The organism is uncultured Maricaulis sp. (assembly GCF_947259345.1).
Taxonomy (GTDB): domain Bacteria; phylum Pseudomonadota; class Alphaproteobacteria; order Caulobacterales; family Maricaulaceae; genus Maricaulis.
Genome location: NZ_CAMYLS010000005.1, coordinates 94461 through 111741 on the forward strand (window position 1 = coordinate 94461; position 17281 = coordinate 111741).

The following is a 17281-nucleotide window of genomic DNA, read 5'->3' on the forward strand; positions in this document are numbered from 1 at the left end:
CATTTGGATGCGTCAGGCGTTCAGGCTTGGGCCGACGCCGCAGCGTTGGCCACACTCGACGTGCGGCGCAGGATACGTTCCCAGCGCTGCAGGGAAATGATGTGCGAGACAATGGCACCGAGATCGCCATTGGTCTGCATTTCCTTGAGCTTGTCTGCCGGAAGAGCGTCAAATTTCTCCGAGGAGACACCGAAGTATTCAGCCACGGTAACCGGGTTGTCCGGGTCCTGCGGATTGGAAACCTTGACGTCTTTCTTCTCGAGCAGGTCCAGCGCGATCAGACGCTCGACAAAAGCTTCCGTAGTCTTCGCGTCATTCTCGAAGGCCGACACGAAATCGATCGCTTGCTGCGTGTAATCCGTCGGCTCGCCATTGGCGTCGAAGAAAGGACGCTCCGGGTTTTCCGAAACGACGAAGTCGGCGTCCAGATCGACACAGACCGTTGACGGCTGGTCGTTCGGGTTCGCCGCGCTCACGAACGGGTAGCGGCGGACATAGGCCGGAATGTAGTGCTCATTGTCGAACTGGCCGTCTTCGGTGACGAAGAGGTTTGAACCCTGACGCAGGCCCATGACCAGAACCGGCATCTTCTTCTCACCGAGGAAGATGATCGGATAGCTGCCGCAGGCGAAGGCGAACTCGGCGCTGATGGCCGGCACGAAATGCCATTCTTTCAGGAAGTTGAACGGCTGCGTGACCGTATTCACCCCGTAAGTGGCGTGTTTTTGTCGGTTGAGCGGCTCTACATTCTTGTAGAGCGGAACAGTTCCGGTAAGGCGCGGCTCGGTGGCGGCAGCGTCGACCATGATAGAAACCCCTTCAGTTCTTTGGGCACTGGATAGCGGATTAGCCCTGCCCCGGCAACGGATCGGCGCAGGCTTGTACATCCGTGCCTTCGCAAGAAAAATGCCGGGCCGCCAAACGGCCCGGCATTGCCCTGAAACATCGACTGAAAACGATCAGAAACGACGGCCAAAGCCGAGGCCGAACACCACCGGATCGATCTGCACATCGGCGGCAATGGCGCCATTGATGGTCACATCCGTATCAATGTCGATGTATTTGACATCAACATTGAAGAACCAGTCTTCATCGATCGCGAAGTCCACGCCGGCCTGGGCGGCCAGGCCGAAGCTGGCATCATAATCGATCGATGTCAGCGTGGTGCCTGTCGGCAGGTCTTCATTGAAGAAGTGGGTGTAGTTCACGCCCGCGCCGAGATACGGGCGCACCTGGCCATCCGGATTGAAATGGTACTGGAGCGTCAACGTCGGCGGCAGTAGCGTGACATCACCCAGGTCGACGTCTCCGAGCGAGGTCCCGACCGCCATCACATCATGCGGCGTCACGCCGAGGATGAGCTCGACCGCCCACTGGTCCTGCAGGAAATAGGTGATGTCCAGTTCCGGCACGATCGAGGTGTCAATATCGACATCGCCGCCGATGGTCGCGATATCGGCCGACTCATTGGGGGCCACATTGATGCCACGCAGGCGGACCAGCCAGTCACCGCTCTCGGCGGAGGCGGTCGGAGCCGCGACCAGCGCGGCAAGGGCAGCGGTGAAGAACAGGCGTTTCATGGGGTGATCCTTTCGTCCCTAAATAATCTAGGGACTTTCTGGACCCTCTCGCCGACGTTCGGGAGTGCGCGTTTCGCCGCGCGTCAGCCCGCCGCGCGGCAGGCTGACGCAGGCCGGCAATGCATCAGAAATCGAGGACGAGCGCGGCCCGCAAATTGCTGCCCGGCAACGGCACCTGGTCCTTGAGGAAGGAGGTGTGCAGACGCGCCTCCGCATCGGTCAGATTACGCGCCTCCAGGATGACCCGCAAATCGCGTTCCGCGACCGGGTGGAAGGACCAGCGCGCATTGACCAGGACATAGGATTGAGTCTTCAGCTCGAAGGGCGCCGTATTGTCCTGGACATCGGCCCACTCGGTCTCGAGGTGGAGTTGATGACCATCCCGCGACGCCGTCACACCGGCGGTAAAGGAGAGCGGCGGCAGGCGCGGCAGGTCACCGCCAGCATCGAGGCTCGCCTCGACATATTCACCGGTCAGCTCGCCATCAAAGGCCCAGCCGGAAAAATCACCCAGTGGCCCTTCCAGTCGGCCTTCAAAGCCCGACAGGACGGCATCTTCCTGACGATAGGCATAGACCGGGAAACCGTCCGCCTCAGCGCCAGTCGCGAAGGCGGCGATGAAGCCGTCATAATCGGCCCGGAACACCGAGGCCTCCAGCGACCAGTCGGCGAGCTGCGTCCGGGCGGTCAATTCAGCGGACACGGCGCGCTCTACATCGAGGGCCGTATTGCCGAGTTCATAGGTGCGGCTGGCGACGTGGGGGCCGTCGGCGAAGAGTTCGACATCCGTCGGGGCGCGTTCGCTGGACGACAAGGTCAGCGCGAGGAAGGTATCGCGTACCGGACGCACGAAAACCGATCCGGAGAAGCTGGTTGTTTCGAAACTGCGGCTGTCCGTTGCGGTATCCAGATCGCGGCTTTCAAAGCGAAGACCGCCTTCCAGCCCCCAGCGTTCGGCATCCCAGCGCTCGACCAGAAAGACACCCCAATCGGCGGTTTCCGACGGGGGCACATAGGCTTCATCGCCGATCGCTGCGAAGTCGCGGTTGAAGGCCTGCATGCCGGCAGCGCCTTCCCAGACACCACCCCACAGATCGATCGGGGTATGGCGGGCTTCCAGACGGCCTTCCCAGCCCTCATTGGTGAAGCGGGTGCCGACTTCGTCACCTTCCAGCTCGACATGCTCATAGCTGCCCGTGCCGAAGGAGAATTTCACGCGCTCGATATGCTCGCCGAGGTCGCGCCACTCGCCGCGCAGGTCGAAACGGGTCTGTTCGAGATCGATGCGGACGCTCTCATCATGACCGTGTTCTTCTTCGTGGTCATCGTGATCGTCGTGATCTTCGTCGTCTTCCCCGCCATGGGCGTGGCCGCCCGGAATGCCATAGAGGGCATTGGACTGTTTGATGGCAACGCCGATGAAGCCGTTCTCACCGACCCAGGAAATCCCGGCCGAGGCGGAACTGAAATCCAGGCCGGAATTCTCGACTGTGCCATAAGGGTGCTCGTCTTCACCGTGCTCATCAGCATGTTGGTCGTCATCATGAACATCATCATGGTCTTCTTCCGCCTCTTCAAAGAGACGGAAGGTTTCGGACTCGGCAAAGCCCGGAATGTCATAGGGTTGGGCGGTGCGCAGCAGGCCTTCCAGATTGATGACGAACTCGCCGGCATTGAAACGCACCCGACCGGCTGCGGTCTCGCCCTGGTCGACGGAGGTCAGCGAGCCGTAGAAGCGACCGTCCAGACCGTCCTCGGCGCGGGTTTCGGGAATGCGTCCGTCAATGACATTGACCACACCGCCGATCGCGCCGCCGCCATAGGCAATCGCCGCCGGCCCGCGCAGGATCTCGACGCTCTGGGCTTCCAGGGCTTCGGAGGCAACCGCGTGATCGGGTGAGTTGGTCGAGGCATCAATCAGGCCGACGCCATTGACGAGGACGCGAACCCGGTCGGCGCCGAGACCTCGGATGACCGGACGGCTGGCGGCGGGACCGAAATAGGTGGTGGAGACGCCCGGCTCGTGGGCGATCGTGTCGGCCAGGGAGCCGGACAGATTGTCTTCCAGATGTCGGCGGTCGACGACTTCGACCGCGCCCGCGACTTCGTCGGCGGCAACACCCAGCACAGAGGAGGTCACCACAATGACGTCCTCATCGCGCTCGCCATCCTGGGCGAAGGCGGTACCGCCGAGGCTGGCTCCAGCCAGCAGGGCGATCATGGCAGTGGTGTTGGACAGACGCGCGAACATGGCTTCCCCGATATGTAATAACAGAACAATTCGAGAGCGTGATATTATAACATTCACTTCACGGCAATGCCGAAGCGCTGGGAAATGCGGCAAAGCGTGATTAAATATCGGCAAGATGACCGCTGATTCCCTGACCAAGGCGCTCGACGCCGCCGAAGCCCATTGCCTGGAACGGGGTGAGAAACTCACCCCCGTGCGCAAGCGCGTGCTCGAACTCGTGCTGGAGGCCGACGGGCCGGTGAAGGCCTATGACCTCCTGGAAGCGCTCAAGCCGGGCCCCGGTTCCGCCAAGCCGCCGACCGTCTATCGCGCGCTGGATTTCCTGATGACCGCCGGCCTGGTGCACAAGGTCGAGGCGCTCAACGCCTTTGTCGGCTGCAGCCATGCCCATGATGAGGGCGGGGCCGAGCTTTTCATCTGCTCGACCTGTGGCGCCGTCGAGGAACGCCATGGCGCGCCGCTGCCGATGAATGCGCCGGAGGGCTTCATGATCCAGCGTTCGGTGGTCGAGCATTTCGGTCAATGCGCCAATTGCCGGCCGGCCTGAGGGAATGACCACAATGATCGAGCTTTGGCGCGGCTGCGTGAATGCCTGGGAATGCGACGAGCTGGGGCATTTCAATGTCCGCTTCTATCTCGCCCGCGCCAGTGAAGCCCTGGCCAATCTGGCCGAAGCCGCCGGGCTCAACCCGATCCAGCGCGCCGACGCCCTGGCGACCCTGATCCCGCAAACCCTGCACATCCGCTTTCTGGCCGAAGCCCGCCCCGGCGCGCCGCTCTATATCGAGGGCGGTTTTGTCGGCCATGACCGCGCCTCGGCCGACGTGGTCCTGGTGATGCGCCATTCCGGCACCGGCAAACCGGCCGCCAGCTTTGCCATCAAGCTGGCTCATGCCGCGCCCGACACGGCGCAAGCCTTCGCCTGGCCGGACCGCTTCGCCAAGGCCGCCAGGGCCTTGCAGGTCGAAACGCCCGACTTTGCCGCTCCGCGCGGCCTCACCACCAGACCCGGCAGCCGCCCGGTCTCGCTGAGTGCCGCGGACGCCCTCGCCCTGACCCCGATCGGCCGCGGCCGCTTCGGCCCGCACGAGATGGACGCCTTTGGCTGGATGCGGACCGAGTTTCTGCTCGGACGCGTCTCCGACAGCGTGACCAATTTCGCTGCCGCTTTTCCGGAAGAATGGGCCATGCATGCCGGCGAACCGTCGGGCAATATCGGTTCCGCCCTGCTGGAGTGCTGCATCCATGTCCATCGCTGGCCGCGTGCCGGCGACGGCTATGCCATCCGCTCCGGTCTAAAATCCGCCGACACCAAGGTCCGCAATATCGTCCACTGGGTGCTTGAACCCGCCACCGGCAAGCCCTGGTGGACCATGGAAGGCGTCGCCGCCCCCATGGATCTCGACCAGCGCAAGCTGGCGGAAATCGATGCGGCGACCCAGGCGAAAGTGGAAGCGGCGGTGGTGCCGGGGATTGAGGCTTAGGGCCCAGGCAGGTCCTCGCCCTTGATGGGCGAGGTGGATCGCCCGTCAGGGCGAGACGGAGTGGGTGACGGGCCGTCGGTGCCGGAACGCTGGCGCGTTTCGCCCGATCCGACCCGAGGCTGCCCCTCGGCCCACCTTCCCCATCAAGGGGAAGGACCTAGAGCTTGGCATCAACCAGGGCGGGGCTCGCATCGAGCCGCCCTGTGCCCCCAACGCCACACATCTCGCCTCAAACGCGAAACCCACCCGTGGCACACTTGCCCAGTCCGCCGGACCGGGCTACCCACCGCCTCCCGGATCAATCGGCACAAGAGAGCAGATCCATGCGAACTTTCATCTAGGCAAAACAGGTAGCCGGCGCGCTGCCTGACCCCGAAACCGCTTCGACCGCAACCCGGTCGCCGCCTTCGGGACTCCGCTGCGTCACTTGCCTGTCTTCCAGATGATGATTGCCATGAGGACGGACCCCGCAGCGCTGCTGCTCCCGGGTCCGCTGCTGAGATGTCCGACTTTCAAAACCAAGATGAAACGCCCCGCGCCCGCAATTTGTCCAATCTGCAGGTGCTGGCCTATCTGGGCCGCCAATGGGGGCGCCGTCCGGTCCTTCTGACCGGCATGATCACCTTCATGGTGCTGGCCACGATTGCCGAGCTGATGATCCCGCTCGCCGCGGGCGGGCTGATTGATGCCCTGGCCGCCGGTCCCGAAGCGGGTGCGCCCTGGCCCGCCTTCCTGACCTATCTGGGCGCGGCACTGGTCTTCTACGCCCTGCGCCAGTCGGCCTCGCGCTGCGAAGTGCCCTTCTCCTCGGGCAATATGGCGGATCTGACCACGCATGCCTTCTCGCGGGTCCAGCGTTTCTCGCTGGACTGGCACGCCAATACGTTTGCCGGCTCGGTGGTGCGCAAAATCACGCGTGGCATGTGGGCCTATGACAATGTCACCATCAACATCTTCATGGGCATTGCGCCCTCGGTTGGTGTGATGCTGGGCATTGCCGCGATGATGGCCTTCCGCTGGCCGCTGGTCGGCGGTGTGGTCTTTGTCGTGATGGCCTGTTTCGTAGCCTCGTCGCTTTTGCTCAGCCGCTATTACATCCGGCCGCAGAATATCCGCTCGAACGCGCTCGACAGCGAGATCGGCGGCGCCTTGGCGGATGCCATTGGCGGTGTCGCCACGGTGAAGAGCTTTGGCGCCGAAGGCCGCGAGGATGCCCGCTTCCATGAACTGGCCTGGCGCTGGCGGACGGAGACCAAGAAGACCTGGGGCCGCTTCGTCAATTCCTGGCTGGTCAATATTGTCACCGATCTGACCATGCAGGCGGCCCTGGTCGGCCTGCTGGTCTGGCAGTGGTCGCGAGGTGCGGCCTCGGCCGGCGATGTCGTGGCCGCCCTGACGGCCTACATGATCGTGTCCGGCTATATGCGGCGCTTCGGTGAACAGGTGCAGCAGGTCCAGCGCGGCATGGACGAGATCCAGGACCTCGCCGTCTTCGACCTTCAGGAAAGCGAAGTCGATGATCGCGAGGGCGCGCCGGACTTCCAGCGCCAGCGCGGGGCGATTCGTTTCGACGAAGTCGGCTTCACCTATGCCGGCCAGACGCGTCCGCTGTATCGCGACTTCTCGCTCGACATTGCGCCGGGCGAGACGGTGGCCCTGGTCGGTCCGACCGGCTCGGGAAAGTCGACCTTCGTCAAACTGGTTCAGCGTCTTTATGACGTGACCGAAGGCGCGGTGCGGATTGACGGTCAGGATGTGCGGTCGGTGACCCAGGAAAGCCTGCGCCGCAATGTGGCGCTGGTGCCCCAGGATCCGGCGCTCTTCCACCGCTCGATTGCCGACAATATCGCCTATGGCGCGCCCGATGCGACGCAAGCGGAGATCATGGCGGCCGCGAAGGCGGCCCATGCCGACGCCTTCATCGATCGTCTGCCGCAGGGCTTCGACACGCTGGTCGGCGAGCGCGGTGTGAAACTGTCCGGTGGCGAGCGTCAGCGGGTTGCAATCGCACGGGCTATCCTCACCGATGCGCCCATTCTCATTCTCGATGAGGCCACCTCCAGCCTCGACAATGAGACCGAGCGCGATGTCCAGGCCGCGATGGAGGCAGTGATGGAAGGTCGCACGACCATCCTGATCGCTCACCGGCTGTCGACCATCCGCAATGCCGACCGCATCCTGGTCTTCGATCAGGGCCGGATCGTCGAACAGGGCACGCATGACGAGCTGGCGGCCAATGATGACGGCCTCTATGCCCGCCTCGCCGCCCTGGCCGCGGGCTAGGATCACGATGACGCGAAGAACAGGCGGATGCCGCGCCTCCGCCTGTTCCATCGCGCGCGATCATGCTTGACTGGCACTCATTGAAACGAAGGAAGTCCTGTCATGCGTCTGGCCGCCCTGTTCGCCGTCCTGATCCTGATTGTCGCCGGCCCTGCACGGGCGGACGACGAACACCCACGCCCCTTCGACGAGAATTTCGCGGCCATGGATGTGGTCGATGCGGCCCTCGCCGAAGCCCTGGCGACAGACAAGCGCCTCCTGCTCGTGCTGGGCGGAAACTGGTGCCATGACAGTCGCGGCCTGGCACATCATTTCGAGGATGCCGAGCTCGCCGCCACGCTGGAGGCCCACTTTGTCACCCGCTTCATCGATGTCGGCTGGCGCGACCGGAACCAGGACATCATGCGCCGTTTCGGGGTCGCCGCTATCTATGCCACGCCGACCGTCTTCGTGATCGATCCGGCCGACGAGACCCTGCTCAATCGCGATGAGCGAAATTTCTGGGGCTCGGCCTATTCCACGCCGATCGAGGAGGCCCGCGCCTGGTTTGCCCGCTGGGCCGATGCGCAGCCGGCGACCGGCGGTCTCGTCGAGAGTTCGCTGGTCTACCAGTCGATGATGATCGAGATCGACATTTTCGAGGAGGAAGAAGGCGACCGCCTCGCCGCCGCCTATCGCGATGTCGGCGCATGGCGCATTGCCGATGAGGCAGACCGCCCGGAGAATTACCGCGCTCTCGACCGAGAGGTCGAACAATGGCGCCGCAACCTGCCCCGCGATGTCGCACAATTGCGCCAGGAGGCCCGCGCGATGGTCATTGGCGCCCTGAATGAGCGAGCCGACGGCGAGCCCTTCACAATCGAGACTGTCGCGGCGCTGGATGCGGAGAACCCCGATCTCGCCCTGCGCTTCCGACCCCATCAGAGCGAACGCTGGTAGGAGGCGAACCGCCATGTCGACGCGTCTGCCCTATTACGAAGTCCACAGCTTTGCCATTCCCGGCCAGGCCCATACCGGCAATCCGGCCGGCGTCGTGCTGATGGATGAATTCCTGTCTTACAGCGAGCTCTTGGGCATCGCCAACTCCAACAATCTCTCCGAGACCGCCTTTCTGGTGCCGCGCGGCGAGGATGTCTGGCATTTGCGCTGGTTCACGCCGGCGGTGGAGGTCGATCTGTGCGGCCATGCCACTTTCGCGGCGGGCGCCATCGTGATCGAGGAAGGCCTGGCCAAGGGCCGGACCGCGCATTTCGACACCCGCTCGGGACGCCTCGCCGTCAGCCGGGACAATCAGGGCGACGGCTATGCCATGGACCTGCCAGCGATCGGCTTTGAAGCGGCCCGGCGATCGGACGCACTGGAAGCCGCCCTCGGGCTCGACACCTCGCCAGAGATCGTGTTCGACGTCACGCGCATCCATGGCGCCCGCTATCAGATGTGGGTCGTTGCTGATGAAGCCGCCGTGCGTCTGGCAGAGCCGGATCATGCCAAGCTGCGCGCCCTCGATACGAATATCATCCTCACCGCACCGGGCGAGAAAAGCGATTTCGTGTCCCGCTTCTTCGCCCCGGCCTCGGGCGTGGACGAGGACCCGGTCACGGGATCGGCGCATTGCACGCTGGCGCCGTACTGGTCGGAGCGGCTCGACAAGATGCGGCTGAGTGCCCGCCAGATCGGGCAGCGCCCGGGTGCGCTGCAAGTGGCCCCCAAAGGCGAACGCGTGACCCTGCTGGGCCACGCGCCGCGCTATCTGGATGGCCAGATCATGGTCTGACCACATGGGCGACGATCGCGCTATTGGCGATGTCCCCGGCCTCGACCCCGACCGCGCCGGTCATCGCGTCGATCAAAGCGGTGATCGAACCGGTTCGGACCGAAGCGGTGTCCGCGATAGCCACGCGGGTAGTGGATGGCGACATCAATCCATTGGGTCTGGCCTCGATAACCGCGGACATAATAGCGGCCATTGCGGGCGACATAGACCAAGCCGGGCGTCGCGGGCAGGGCCGCGATACGGGTGTATCGGCGGTCGCGTTCATAGCGGTCGGGCTGGTAGGACCAGGCTCGCGGCGGACATTCGATCACGCTGGCATCGCGGCGGTCTTCGCGAAGATCGAAACGGCCGTCCATGTACCGGGAATCGCGGCGATCTTCGCGCAGATCGGGGCAGGCAGCCGCATTGAGGTGCCAGGTGCCGGCGCTGGCCGCTCCGGTGGCAGCGACCGATCCGACCAGAGCCAGAAAGACAATGCCGAGGCGTGCTTTGAAAGGTGTCATATCGGTCTCCTTCATCGAACGGCAGGGGGCCGTACTCGTGATGGAGACAGTCAAGCAAATCGCGGCTGACCGGGGCTTGAAGGCGATGTTCAGCTTCCAGTCATCGCGATGAACGTTGTATGGACGGTATAATTCGCTTCGGGGGAAGCGTCTGTTGTCGCCGCACCAAGGGTCAATTCGCGGCGGAGCGTTCGGGCAGAGGAGTTGATCATGCGCCATCATTTCTGGATCGCGGCCCTGGCCGTCGCACTGGGTTCATCCGCCATCGCCGAGGACGCCCCGGCCACCGAGACCGTCATTGAACTGGCGGGTGCGCCGGCCAATGAGCGCCTGTCCAGCCGCGAGATCCGCAACTGGTTGCGCCAGATTGACGTCAAGCCGCCCAAGCCCGGCAGCGGCACGACACCCGCCTCCACCCGCTATACCGGCAATGATACCTGCCAATGGGCCAATGATGGCGAGTGCGATGATCCGGGCATCGGCACCGGCGCCTGCCAGGTCGGCACGGATTATTCCGATTGCTGGCGTCTGGTCGAAGGAGTCGAGGACAATACCTGCCGCTGGGCCAATGATGGCGAGTGCGACGAGCCGGGCTTCGGCACCGGCGCCTGTACGCAAGCCACTGATCTCGCCGATTGCGGCGACATCATCCATCTGCGCTTTCGCAATGACAGTTGCGAGACCGCGTTCGACGGCGTCTGTAACGAACCGGGCATCGGTGATGGCGCCTGTGCCGAGCGCACGGACCGCGCCGATTGTTTTGGTCGCGAGCGGCCCTTGACCATCAATGACCATTATTTCGGCCGCGATGACCGCGTCTTCCACGATACCACCACCTTCCCCTGGAGCGTGGTCGGCCAGGTCGATTTCGATAGCGGCGGAGCCTGCACGGCGACGCTGATCGGACCGGACATCCTGATCACCGCCTCGCATTGCATTGATGATGACGGCCGCCCGGATTCACGCGGCACTTTCACCACCGCTTACGGCCGCCCCGGCGGCACGCTCTCGGCGCGGGTCATCGATCACATGATCGATCCGGAATGGGATTCCCGGCGCTTTTCCTCCGGCGATGATCTGGACGGGACCGATTGGGCCCTCCTGCGTATCGACCAGCCGCTGGGCGATACGCTCGGCCATGTCGGTGTACGGGCCCTGGTCGAAACGGAAGGCCGTCGCGGCGCCATGCAGGCCGAGCTCTACCAGGGCGGATACAGCTGGGATACCGGCATGCACCTGTCCGGCAATATCGGCTGTCATATGGTCGATATCGAGAACGACAACACAATGGCCCATGATTGCGACACCACGCGCGGCGATAGCGGCTCACCCTTCATGGTGCGCGAGGGGGAGGAGTATTTCGTGGTCGCGACGGACAGTAATTTCCGCTCCAATCCCAATGGCCCGATGATCTATATCGCCGCCCGGGCGGATCGCTGGATTCCCTATCTGGACGACTTCGCTTCGGGCCGAAACGGCACGATCGCCGCGTCGCGCCCGACTACCGGTGTGAAGCCGCCCAAATAAGTCAGTCTCCATCAGGCCCCAGCAGCGCGACCAGGCCCTCCGCCAGCGCGCTGCGCCAGCCCGCAATGTCATGCCCGCCGGGATAGACAGCCAGCTCGGCCTGATAGCCGTTGGCGTCCAAGGCTGCCGCCATGGCACGATTGGTGTCCAGCATGACATGGCCGCGATTGGTCACTGTCACGACGGTTTCAAGCCGGCCTGCGGCCAGATGGAAGACAGGGGCCGGGACGGGCGCTTGCGAGAGCTGACGCGCCGCCCATTCCGGCGCTTCACCCTCGGGTGCCCAATAGAAAGAACCCGACAGCGAAATCACGCCACCGATCACATCAGGACGGGACAGCGCCGTCAGGCTGGCCGACAGGCCGCGGCGGGAGGCACCGGCCAGGAGCGTGGTCTCGCGTTGTGGTGCCAGTCCGGCCTGGTCCCGCAGGACGGGCAGGAGTTCGTCGGCGATGAAGGCCGCCTGGTCGGCATAGGCCTGATCGGCGCTAGCCGCATCGAGCTGGTCGATCAGGACAAGATGCGTGGCCGGGATCTCGCCGGCCTCGGCCAGGCGCACCAGCAAGTCACTCGCCGGCGCCCGCTGGCCCCACAGAAAGGCGTCGTAGAGGATGAGAAGCGGTGCATCCGGCGCAGCGTCGGGCGCGCGATACACATCCAGCCGCGCTGTCCGTCCCAGCGCTTCGCTCTGTACGCGCAGCTGTTGCGGCGCGATGGCCGCATCGAAGGCGAGCGGTCGATGAATATCCGCACGGGGTGCGCGATCCAGGCGCAGCAGGGACTCGCCGTCGCGCCCGCCCAGCCGGACCGGATTGGCGGGATCGGACCAACGCTGTTCGCCGCCGCCCTCCTCGACCAGGAAGGAATAGACCGCCTGCACATCGCGGGGCACGGACAGGGTCAGCGTCCAGATATCCGCCCCCTCCATGCGCGTCATGGGCAGGGTGAAATCCTCGCGGTAATCGGTGACGGGCTGACGCGCCCGGTCGACATTGATGACACTGTCGAGCCGCACCGATTGCGTCTCCGGGCCGCCGCGCCAGGCGAAGGTGACCCGGGCATGATCCGGCCTGTCAGGGTCCGGTGCGATACGCGGCAGACGCGGATCCGACAGGCTTCGCCAGGCTTCATCGCGGGCATGCGGGCGCTCGCGCAGCATGTCCTCAAGCGCGCGGACCGCGGATGACGTCACGGGCACGGCTTGCGCCAGGCAGGGCCCGGCCAGGCCCGACAACATGATCATCGCGATTGCCAAGCGACGGATCTGCACACCCATTCTGCCCTGCCCTCTTTCCCCGCACATCAAAGCCAGTCTAGCGTGGCGGACCGATTGGGGGGGAGCAGAGATGACACTGATCACACAGACTTGGCCAAACGACCGTGTCTCACGCCTGATCCTGACGGCCTCCGGCCTGTTCGCCCTGGTCTATCTGTTCGATGATTTCGGGCTCTCCGCCCCCTTCCCCGCCAATGTCGTGATCAAGGCGGCCGGGGTCGCCCTGCTCGCCGCCTACGCGTTTCGCGCCGGACATCTGGTGCTGGCCGTCGGTCTCGCGCTTGGCGCCTTGGGTGACGTCTTCCTCGCCCTCGACGCCAGCGTCCTGCCACTCGGCATTGCCGCCTTCGGACTGGGGCATCTTGTTTATATCTGGCTGTTTGCCCGCTGGCGCATGGAAGCCGGTCCGCGCGGTGGCCTGAGCCGGATCGCGGCCCTGGCGGTTGCACTCGCTGGCCTGGCGATGATGAACTGGCTGCAGCCCCATTTCGGCGAATTGCAGATCGCCGCCTCAGTCTATAACGGCATCATCCTGGTCATGGCCGTTCTGGCCATTCTCGGACGCTCACCCCTACTCGCCATGATCGGCGCCCTGCTCTTCGTGGTCTCGGACAGCGTGCTCGCCATCCGTCTCTTCGCCGGCGAGCTGGATTGGGCCGGCCCGGTCGTCTGGATCTGCTACTATCTCGGCCAGGCGGCGATCACGCTCGGACTTGCCCATCAGCCCACGACCTGACCGCTAGAAGTCGCGAACGATGGAGACGTTGAGATTGCTGTCCGTCGGCTGCGTGCCCGGCTGCGGCTCGAATTCGTGCTTGATCCGGTAGGCCAGCTCCATGCCCCAATCCTCGGCGATCGCGGTGGTCAGCGCGAAGCGCTGGTCGGCGCGTGAGGCCGGGCCGGCGAGCATCGTGGTCTCGGCGGCGAAATCGGTGGTTTCGGTCAGGGCGAGATTGAGGGTGGATCCCATCTCGAAGATCCAGTCGGTCTCCGCATCGCCCGTATCGGGCAGGCGATACCGCATGCCCGGCCCTGCCCGCAAATCCCAGGCGACACGATCGCTGTCGAAGGGCTGGTGCAAGGCACCGGCGGTGGCAAAGGCCGCGTGTTGGTAGCCGGACAGGCGATCCTGCTCGTAAGTGCCGCCGATATAATAGCCCCAGGCATCGATGACATTGCGCTCGCCGCGCAGCTCGACCAGCCAGTTGTCGCGGGTAACAGCACCGGCGCTTTCGGTGAAATGATACGCGACCTTGCTGTCCAGTCCCCAGCCGCCTTCCAGCGTCCGATCCAGCTCAAGCGCGAAATTATAGTCGGTCTGCTCGGTATTGCCGGTATCGATGGTGACCCCGAAGCGTGAACGGCCGGACCATTCTTCCGGCTCGACCCAGGCCATCGCCTCGGCCAGCTTTGCCACCGGAGACCAGCCTTCAGAACCGTTTCTGTCATCCGCGGGCTGGTCGGCGCGTGCCAGGCGGACCGGCGCGGCGGCAAGGCCAGGTTCGGCCGGAGCGGCGCGATCAGACGCGGGCGCTTCGGTTATAGTCCAATCGGCCAGAAGGGATTGCCGACGGGGCGCGAGCTCGGAGACGGCAGCCAGCACGTCGGCCTCGCCGCCCTCCGCAATGGCGGCGATCAGCTCGACGGTCTTGCGGAAGTCCGGATCGCTCTGCGTCTCGTCCGCGGCCTGGATCAGGACGCGGTAATCATCGGACAAATCGGCAAAAACCGGCGAATAAAATCCGCCGGCCGCTGCCAGAAGCAGGGCAATCAGGTCACGCATGGGCAAGTCCTCTCGTCGCGCCTCGTCCTGGATTTGACGAAAACACGCGTCCAGTCATGCCCCATGCAGGGTTTCTGTAATCTTGACGCTAGTTGAGCAGACCCTGCTCGCTGGCCATGGATTTCATGGCCTTCTGGAGCTTCTCAAACGCCCGCACTTCAATTTGGCGGATGCGCTCACGGCTGACGCCATAATGCTCGGCCAGTTCTTCCAGCGTCTTGGGCTCGTCGGACAGGCGGCGCTCCTGCAGGATGTGCTGCTCACGCTCATTGAGCTCGCCCATGGCCGATTGCAGCAATTGCATCCGGGTGTCGAACTCGTCGCTTTCGGCCAACTCGTCTTCCTGGCTTTCCGCCTCGTCATCGGACAACCAGTCCTGCCACTGACCTTCGCCCTCGGTTCCGCGCAGCGGAGCGTTAAGCGAGGCGTCGGGGCCGGACAGGCGACCATTCATCGAGGTCACTTCATCCGTGGTCACGCCGAGCTTGGTGGCAATCGCCTCGACCTGGTCCGGCTTGAGATCACCCTCATCAAGCGCCTGCATCTGGCTTTTCATGCGGCGGAGATTGAAAAAGAGCTTTTTCTGGGCCGCCGTCGTGCCCATTTTCACCAGCGACCAGGAGCGCAGGATATATTCCTGGATCGAGGCGCGTATCCACCACATGGCATAGGTCGCGAGGCGGAAACCCTTGTCCGGGTCGAATTTCTTGACCGCCTGCATCAGGCCGACATTGCCTTCGGAAATCACTTCCGCGATCGGCAGGCCATAACCGCGATAGCCCATGGCGATTTTCGCCACGAGGCGCAGATGCGAGGTGACCAGCTTTTCGGCCGCGCCGCTATCCTCATGTTCACGCCAGCGCTTGCCCAGCATGAATTCCTCGTCCTTTTCCAGCATCGGAAAACGACGGATTTCAGAGAGGTAGCTCGACAGCCCTTGTTCGGGCGAGAGCGTCATTGAAACTGCATTGGCCATGACACGTATCCTATCCCATCGAGACGTCTTCAGACATGCGACATTTGCACGTCCCCCGGCGCCTCGTCCGAGACCTATTTGGGGAGCCCGCTTACCGAATGTAACCCCCTCACATGCCTGTGATGCGCATGGGTGTCATTCGTGAATGGTTGAGAGGGTCAGTCGGGCATTGTGGCGGCGAGCAGCAGGAGCGAGGCGAGCCGGTAATCAGTATCGAGATCATCCACATTGTTCCAGATCACCGCACGATAAATCGGCCCCCAGACGGCCCGGTCAGTTTCGGGCATGCCGCGCAGCATGAGGCCAATGACCAGGAGGCGGTCGCGCAGGCGGTCCCCGCGTTCAAGACGCAGCAGCGGCAGGAGTGGCGAGACGTCTTCATCATACCAACCTTCCTGGCCGGGGCGATAGAGCCACAAGGCCGTCTCCACAGCCCGTCGACCGCTTTCGGTCTCGACCGTCGCCCAAAGCGCCAGCCAGTTGGTATCGACCTCGTAGAATTGCTGCCAGGGATTCGGAGCGCCTGACGTCTGGATATCCAGTGCCGTGCGGGCGAATCCGGGACGGTCGCAGGCCAGCAATTGCGCCCCCATGCGCGGCCGCCATCCGCCTTGCGAATGGCGCAACATGTTCGTCTGTCCAAAGGCGTGTGAGTCGACATTGGCCCACTCCTCCCACGCCGCGTCATCCTCGCCCCGCATCAGCATCAGCATCGCCCGGTCCGGCCGGCTGTCCGCATGCACGGCGAGACGCGTCGCGGCGCCAGCCCGGGCGCAGTCGCCCAGCTCGCCCCACAGCTCGACCAGGCGCACGCCGGAGCTTTCCAACATCAGGGACTGATAGGTCACGAGCAAGTCGATGGCCGCGTCCGTGTCGCCAGCCCTGTGAAGGTCGCGAACAAGGGCATCAGCCAGATCGGCGGCATCATCAATGCCGCGGCGACGCTCCGCATAAGGTCGCCGCCAGACCTGTTCGATAGCCTCCCCCGGCAGCACCGAACCATCGGCCACGCGAAGTCGCAGTGCGAGAATGCGACGCCCATCGAGAAACGGCAGGGAGATCGCATCATTCAGGCGTTCCTCTGGCAGTCCTGCCATCAGCGCACCCGCCAGATCCCGCTCCTCCGGCCCCCAGGCCGCATGCCAATCGAGGACGGGCCCGCCGAGGTACCAATCGGGGTTGGCCAGGAGAAGATCGGCGGCGTCTGCCCGGTATTGGCGCTCGGCCTCATCCCGAGCCATTTCGCCGGCATGGCGCCGTGATTGCGTAAGAAAATCGAGCCGATCGGCGCCGCTGAGGCCTGCCAGAACCTGGTCGAGATGCCGAAAGTGAGCGTCCGCTACAGTGCTGGCCGCATCGTGGAGGCCTGCCGCCACCAGCTGGGTGTAGAAGACCGGTATCCCGCTTTGATGGATCCAGTTGCGATCATGCTCCAACACTGATCGGGACAGGGCGAGATAACGCTCTATCCGGTTCTGCCGCTCCCGCTCGCCCAAATGGGGCAGCCAGAAGGGCAGGTAGGTTTCCAGGATGTAGAGGGCCAGCGCGTCATCTTGTTCGGCTTCGGCATCATCCAGTTGCACTGCGATCTCGCCGGTCACTTGGCGGAGCAGATTCGCTCGATCCGGCGGATTCTCGAGCTCCCCGAACTCTACCAGCGCTTCGCGGAGGACATCTTCAGCCGGCTCGCCATCAATCTCGGCGCGTACCGACCCGAAGCGGTCTGTCAACGTGCCTGCGGCCTCTCGCACCGACTGCGCTGTGACCGGCGCGGACAGCAGGACCGCGCCAGCCAAGCCTCTCAAAACCATCCTGAAAACCATGATACCTCACAACCCTGACCA

At 64.0% G+C, this 17281-nt stretch carries 15 protein-coding genes; 7 read left to right on the forward strand and 8 right to left on the reverse strand.

Annotation, left to right across the window (positions count from 1 at the left end):
• Window positions 1-20 precede the first annotated feature (20 nt).
• From Q0X62_RS02255 to Q0X62_RS02265, 3 genes are all read right to left on the reverse strand, one after another.
• On the reverse strand, window positions 21-806 hold the full coding sequence (locus tag Q0X62_RS02255; protein WP_297731159.1) for a SapC family protein: 786 nt from the start codon (window positions 804-806) through the stop codon (window positions 21-23).
• A gap of 153 nt (window positions 807-959) precedes the next feature.
• Window positions 960-1580, reverse strand: coding sequence for an OmpW family outer membrane protein (locus tag Q0X62_RS02260; protein ID WP_297731161.1), 621 nt, complete (start codon window positions 1578-1580; stop codon window positions 960-962).
• A 124-nt stretch (window positions 1581-1704) separates the two neighbouring features.
• On the reverse strand, window positions 1705-3831 hold the full coding sequence (locus Q0X62_RS02265) for a TonB-dependent receptor (RefSeq protein ID WP_297731163.1): 2127 nt from the start codon (window positions 3829-3831) through the stop codon (window positions 1705-1707).
• A 115-nt stretch (window positions 3832-3946) separates the two neighbouring features.
• On the opposite strand from Q0X62_RS02265, the gene Q0X62_RS02270 reads away from it, so the two are divergent.
• From Q0X62_RS02270 to Q0X62_RS02290, 5 genes are all read left to right on the forward strand, one after another.
• Window positions 3947-4378: a transcriptional repressor gene (locus tag Q0X62_RS02270; protein ID WP_297731165.1), complete on the forward strand. Its 432-nt coding sequence runs from the start codon at window positions 3947-3949 to the stop codon at window positions 4376-4378.
• A 4-nt stretch (window positions 4379-4382) separates the two neighbouring features.
• Window positions 4383-5315, forward strand: coding sequence for a thioesterase family protein (locus Q0X62_RS02275; RefSeq protein ID WP_297731167.1), 933 nt, complete (start codon window positions 4383-4385; stop codon window positions 5313-5315).
• A gap of 501 nt (window positions 5316-5816) precedes the next feature.
• On the forward strand, window positions 5817-7598 hold the full coding sequence (locus tag Q0X62_RS02280; RefSeq protein WP_297731169.1) for an ABC transporter ATP-binding protein: 1782 nt from the start codon (window positions 5817-5819) through the stop codon (window positions 7596-7598).
• Window positions 7599-7700: 102 nt separating this feature from the next.
• Complete coding sequence (locus Q0X62_RS02285) at window positions 7701-8537, forward strand: thioredoxin family protein (protein WP_297731171.1); 837 nt, start codon at window positions 7701-7703, stop codon at window positions 8535-8537.
• A 13-nt stretch (window positions 8538-8550) separates the two neighbouring features.
• Entirely contained in the window at window positions 8551-9372 is an 822-nt protein-coding gene (locus Q0X62_RS02290; RefSeq protein ID WP_297731172.1) for a PhzF family phenazine biosynthesis protein, read from the forward strand.
• 20 nt (window positions 9373-9392) lie between these two features.
• Here the strand turns inward: Q0X62_RS02290 and Q0X62_RS02295 are convergent, their stop codons facing one another.
• Complete coding sequence (locus Q0X62_RS02295; RefSeq protein WP_297731174.1) at window positions 9393-9875, reverse strand: hypothetical protein; 483 nt, start codon at window positions 9873-9875, stop codon at window positions 9393-9395.
• Between the two features lie 210 nt (window positions 9876-10085).
• On the opposite strand from Q0X62_RS02295, the gene Q0X62_RS02300 reads away from it, so the two are divergent.
• The gene (locus Q0X62_RS02300) at window positions 10086-11402 is read left to right on the forward strand and encodes a trypsin-like serine protease (RefSeq protein WP_297731175.1); all 1317 of its coding nucleotides are present in this window, start codon (window positions 10086-10088) and stop codon (window positions 11400-11402) included.
• A gap of 1 nt (window position 11403) precedes the next feature.
• On the opposite strand, the gene Q0X62_RS02305 is transcribed toward Q0X62_RS02300, so the two are convergent.
• A complete protein-coding gene (locus Q0X62_RS02305) occupies window positions 11404-12678 on the reverse strand; it encodes an alpha/beta hydrolase-fold protein (protein ID WP_297731177.1) in 1275 nt (424 codons plus the stop codon).
• Between the two features lie 70 nt (window positions 12679-12748).
• Between Q0X62_RS02305 and Q0X62_RS02310 the strand changes: the two genes are divergently transcribed.
• Window positions 12749-13414: a lysoplasmalogenase gene (locus Q0X62_RS02310; RefSeq protein WP_297731179.1), complete on the forward strand. Its 666-nt coding sequence runs from the start codon at window positions 12749-12751 to the stop codon at window positions 13412-13414.
• Window positions 13415-13417: 3 nt separating this feature from the next.
• Here the strand turns inward: Q0X62_RS02310 and Q0X62_RS02315 are convergent, their stop codons facing one another.
• From Q0X62_RS02315 to Q0X62_RS02325, 3 genes are all read right to left on the reverse strand, one after another.
• Entirely contained in the window at window positions 13418-14461 is a 1044-nt protein-coding gene (locus tag Q0X62_RS02315) for a DUF481 domain-containing protein (RefSeq protein ID WP_297731182.1), read from the reverse strand.
• A gap of 88 nt (window positions 14462-14549) precedes the next feature.
• Window positions 14550-15437 carry an RNA polymerase sigma factor RpoH gene (gene rpoH / locus Q0X62_RS02320; RefSeq protein ID WP_297731184.1) on the reverse strand — a complete coding sequence of 296 codons (888 nt, stop codon included), beginning with the start codon at window positions 15435-15437 and terminating at the stop codon, window positions 14550-14552.
• A gap of 158 nt (window positions 15438-15595) precedes the next feature.
• Window positions 15596-17260 (reverse strand): hypothetical protein, encoded by a 1665-nt coding sequence (locus Q0X62_RS02325; protein ID WP_297731186.1) that lies wholly within the window; start codon window positions 17258-17260, stop codon window positions 15596-15598.
• Between the last annotated feature and the right edge of the window lie 21 nt (window positions 17261-17281).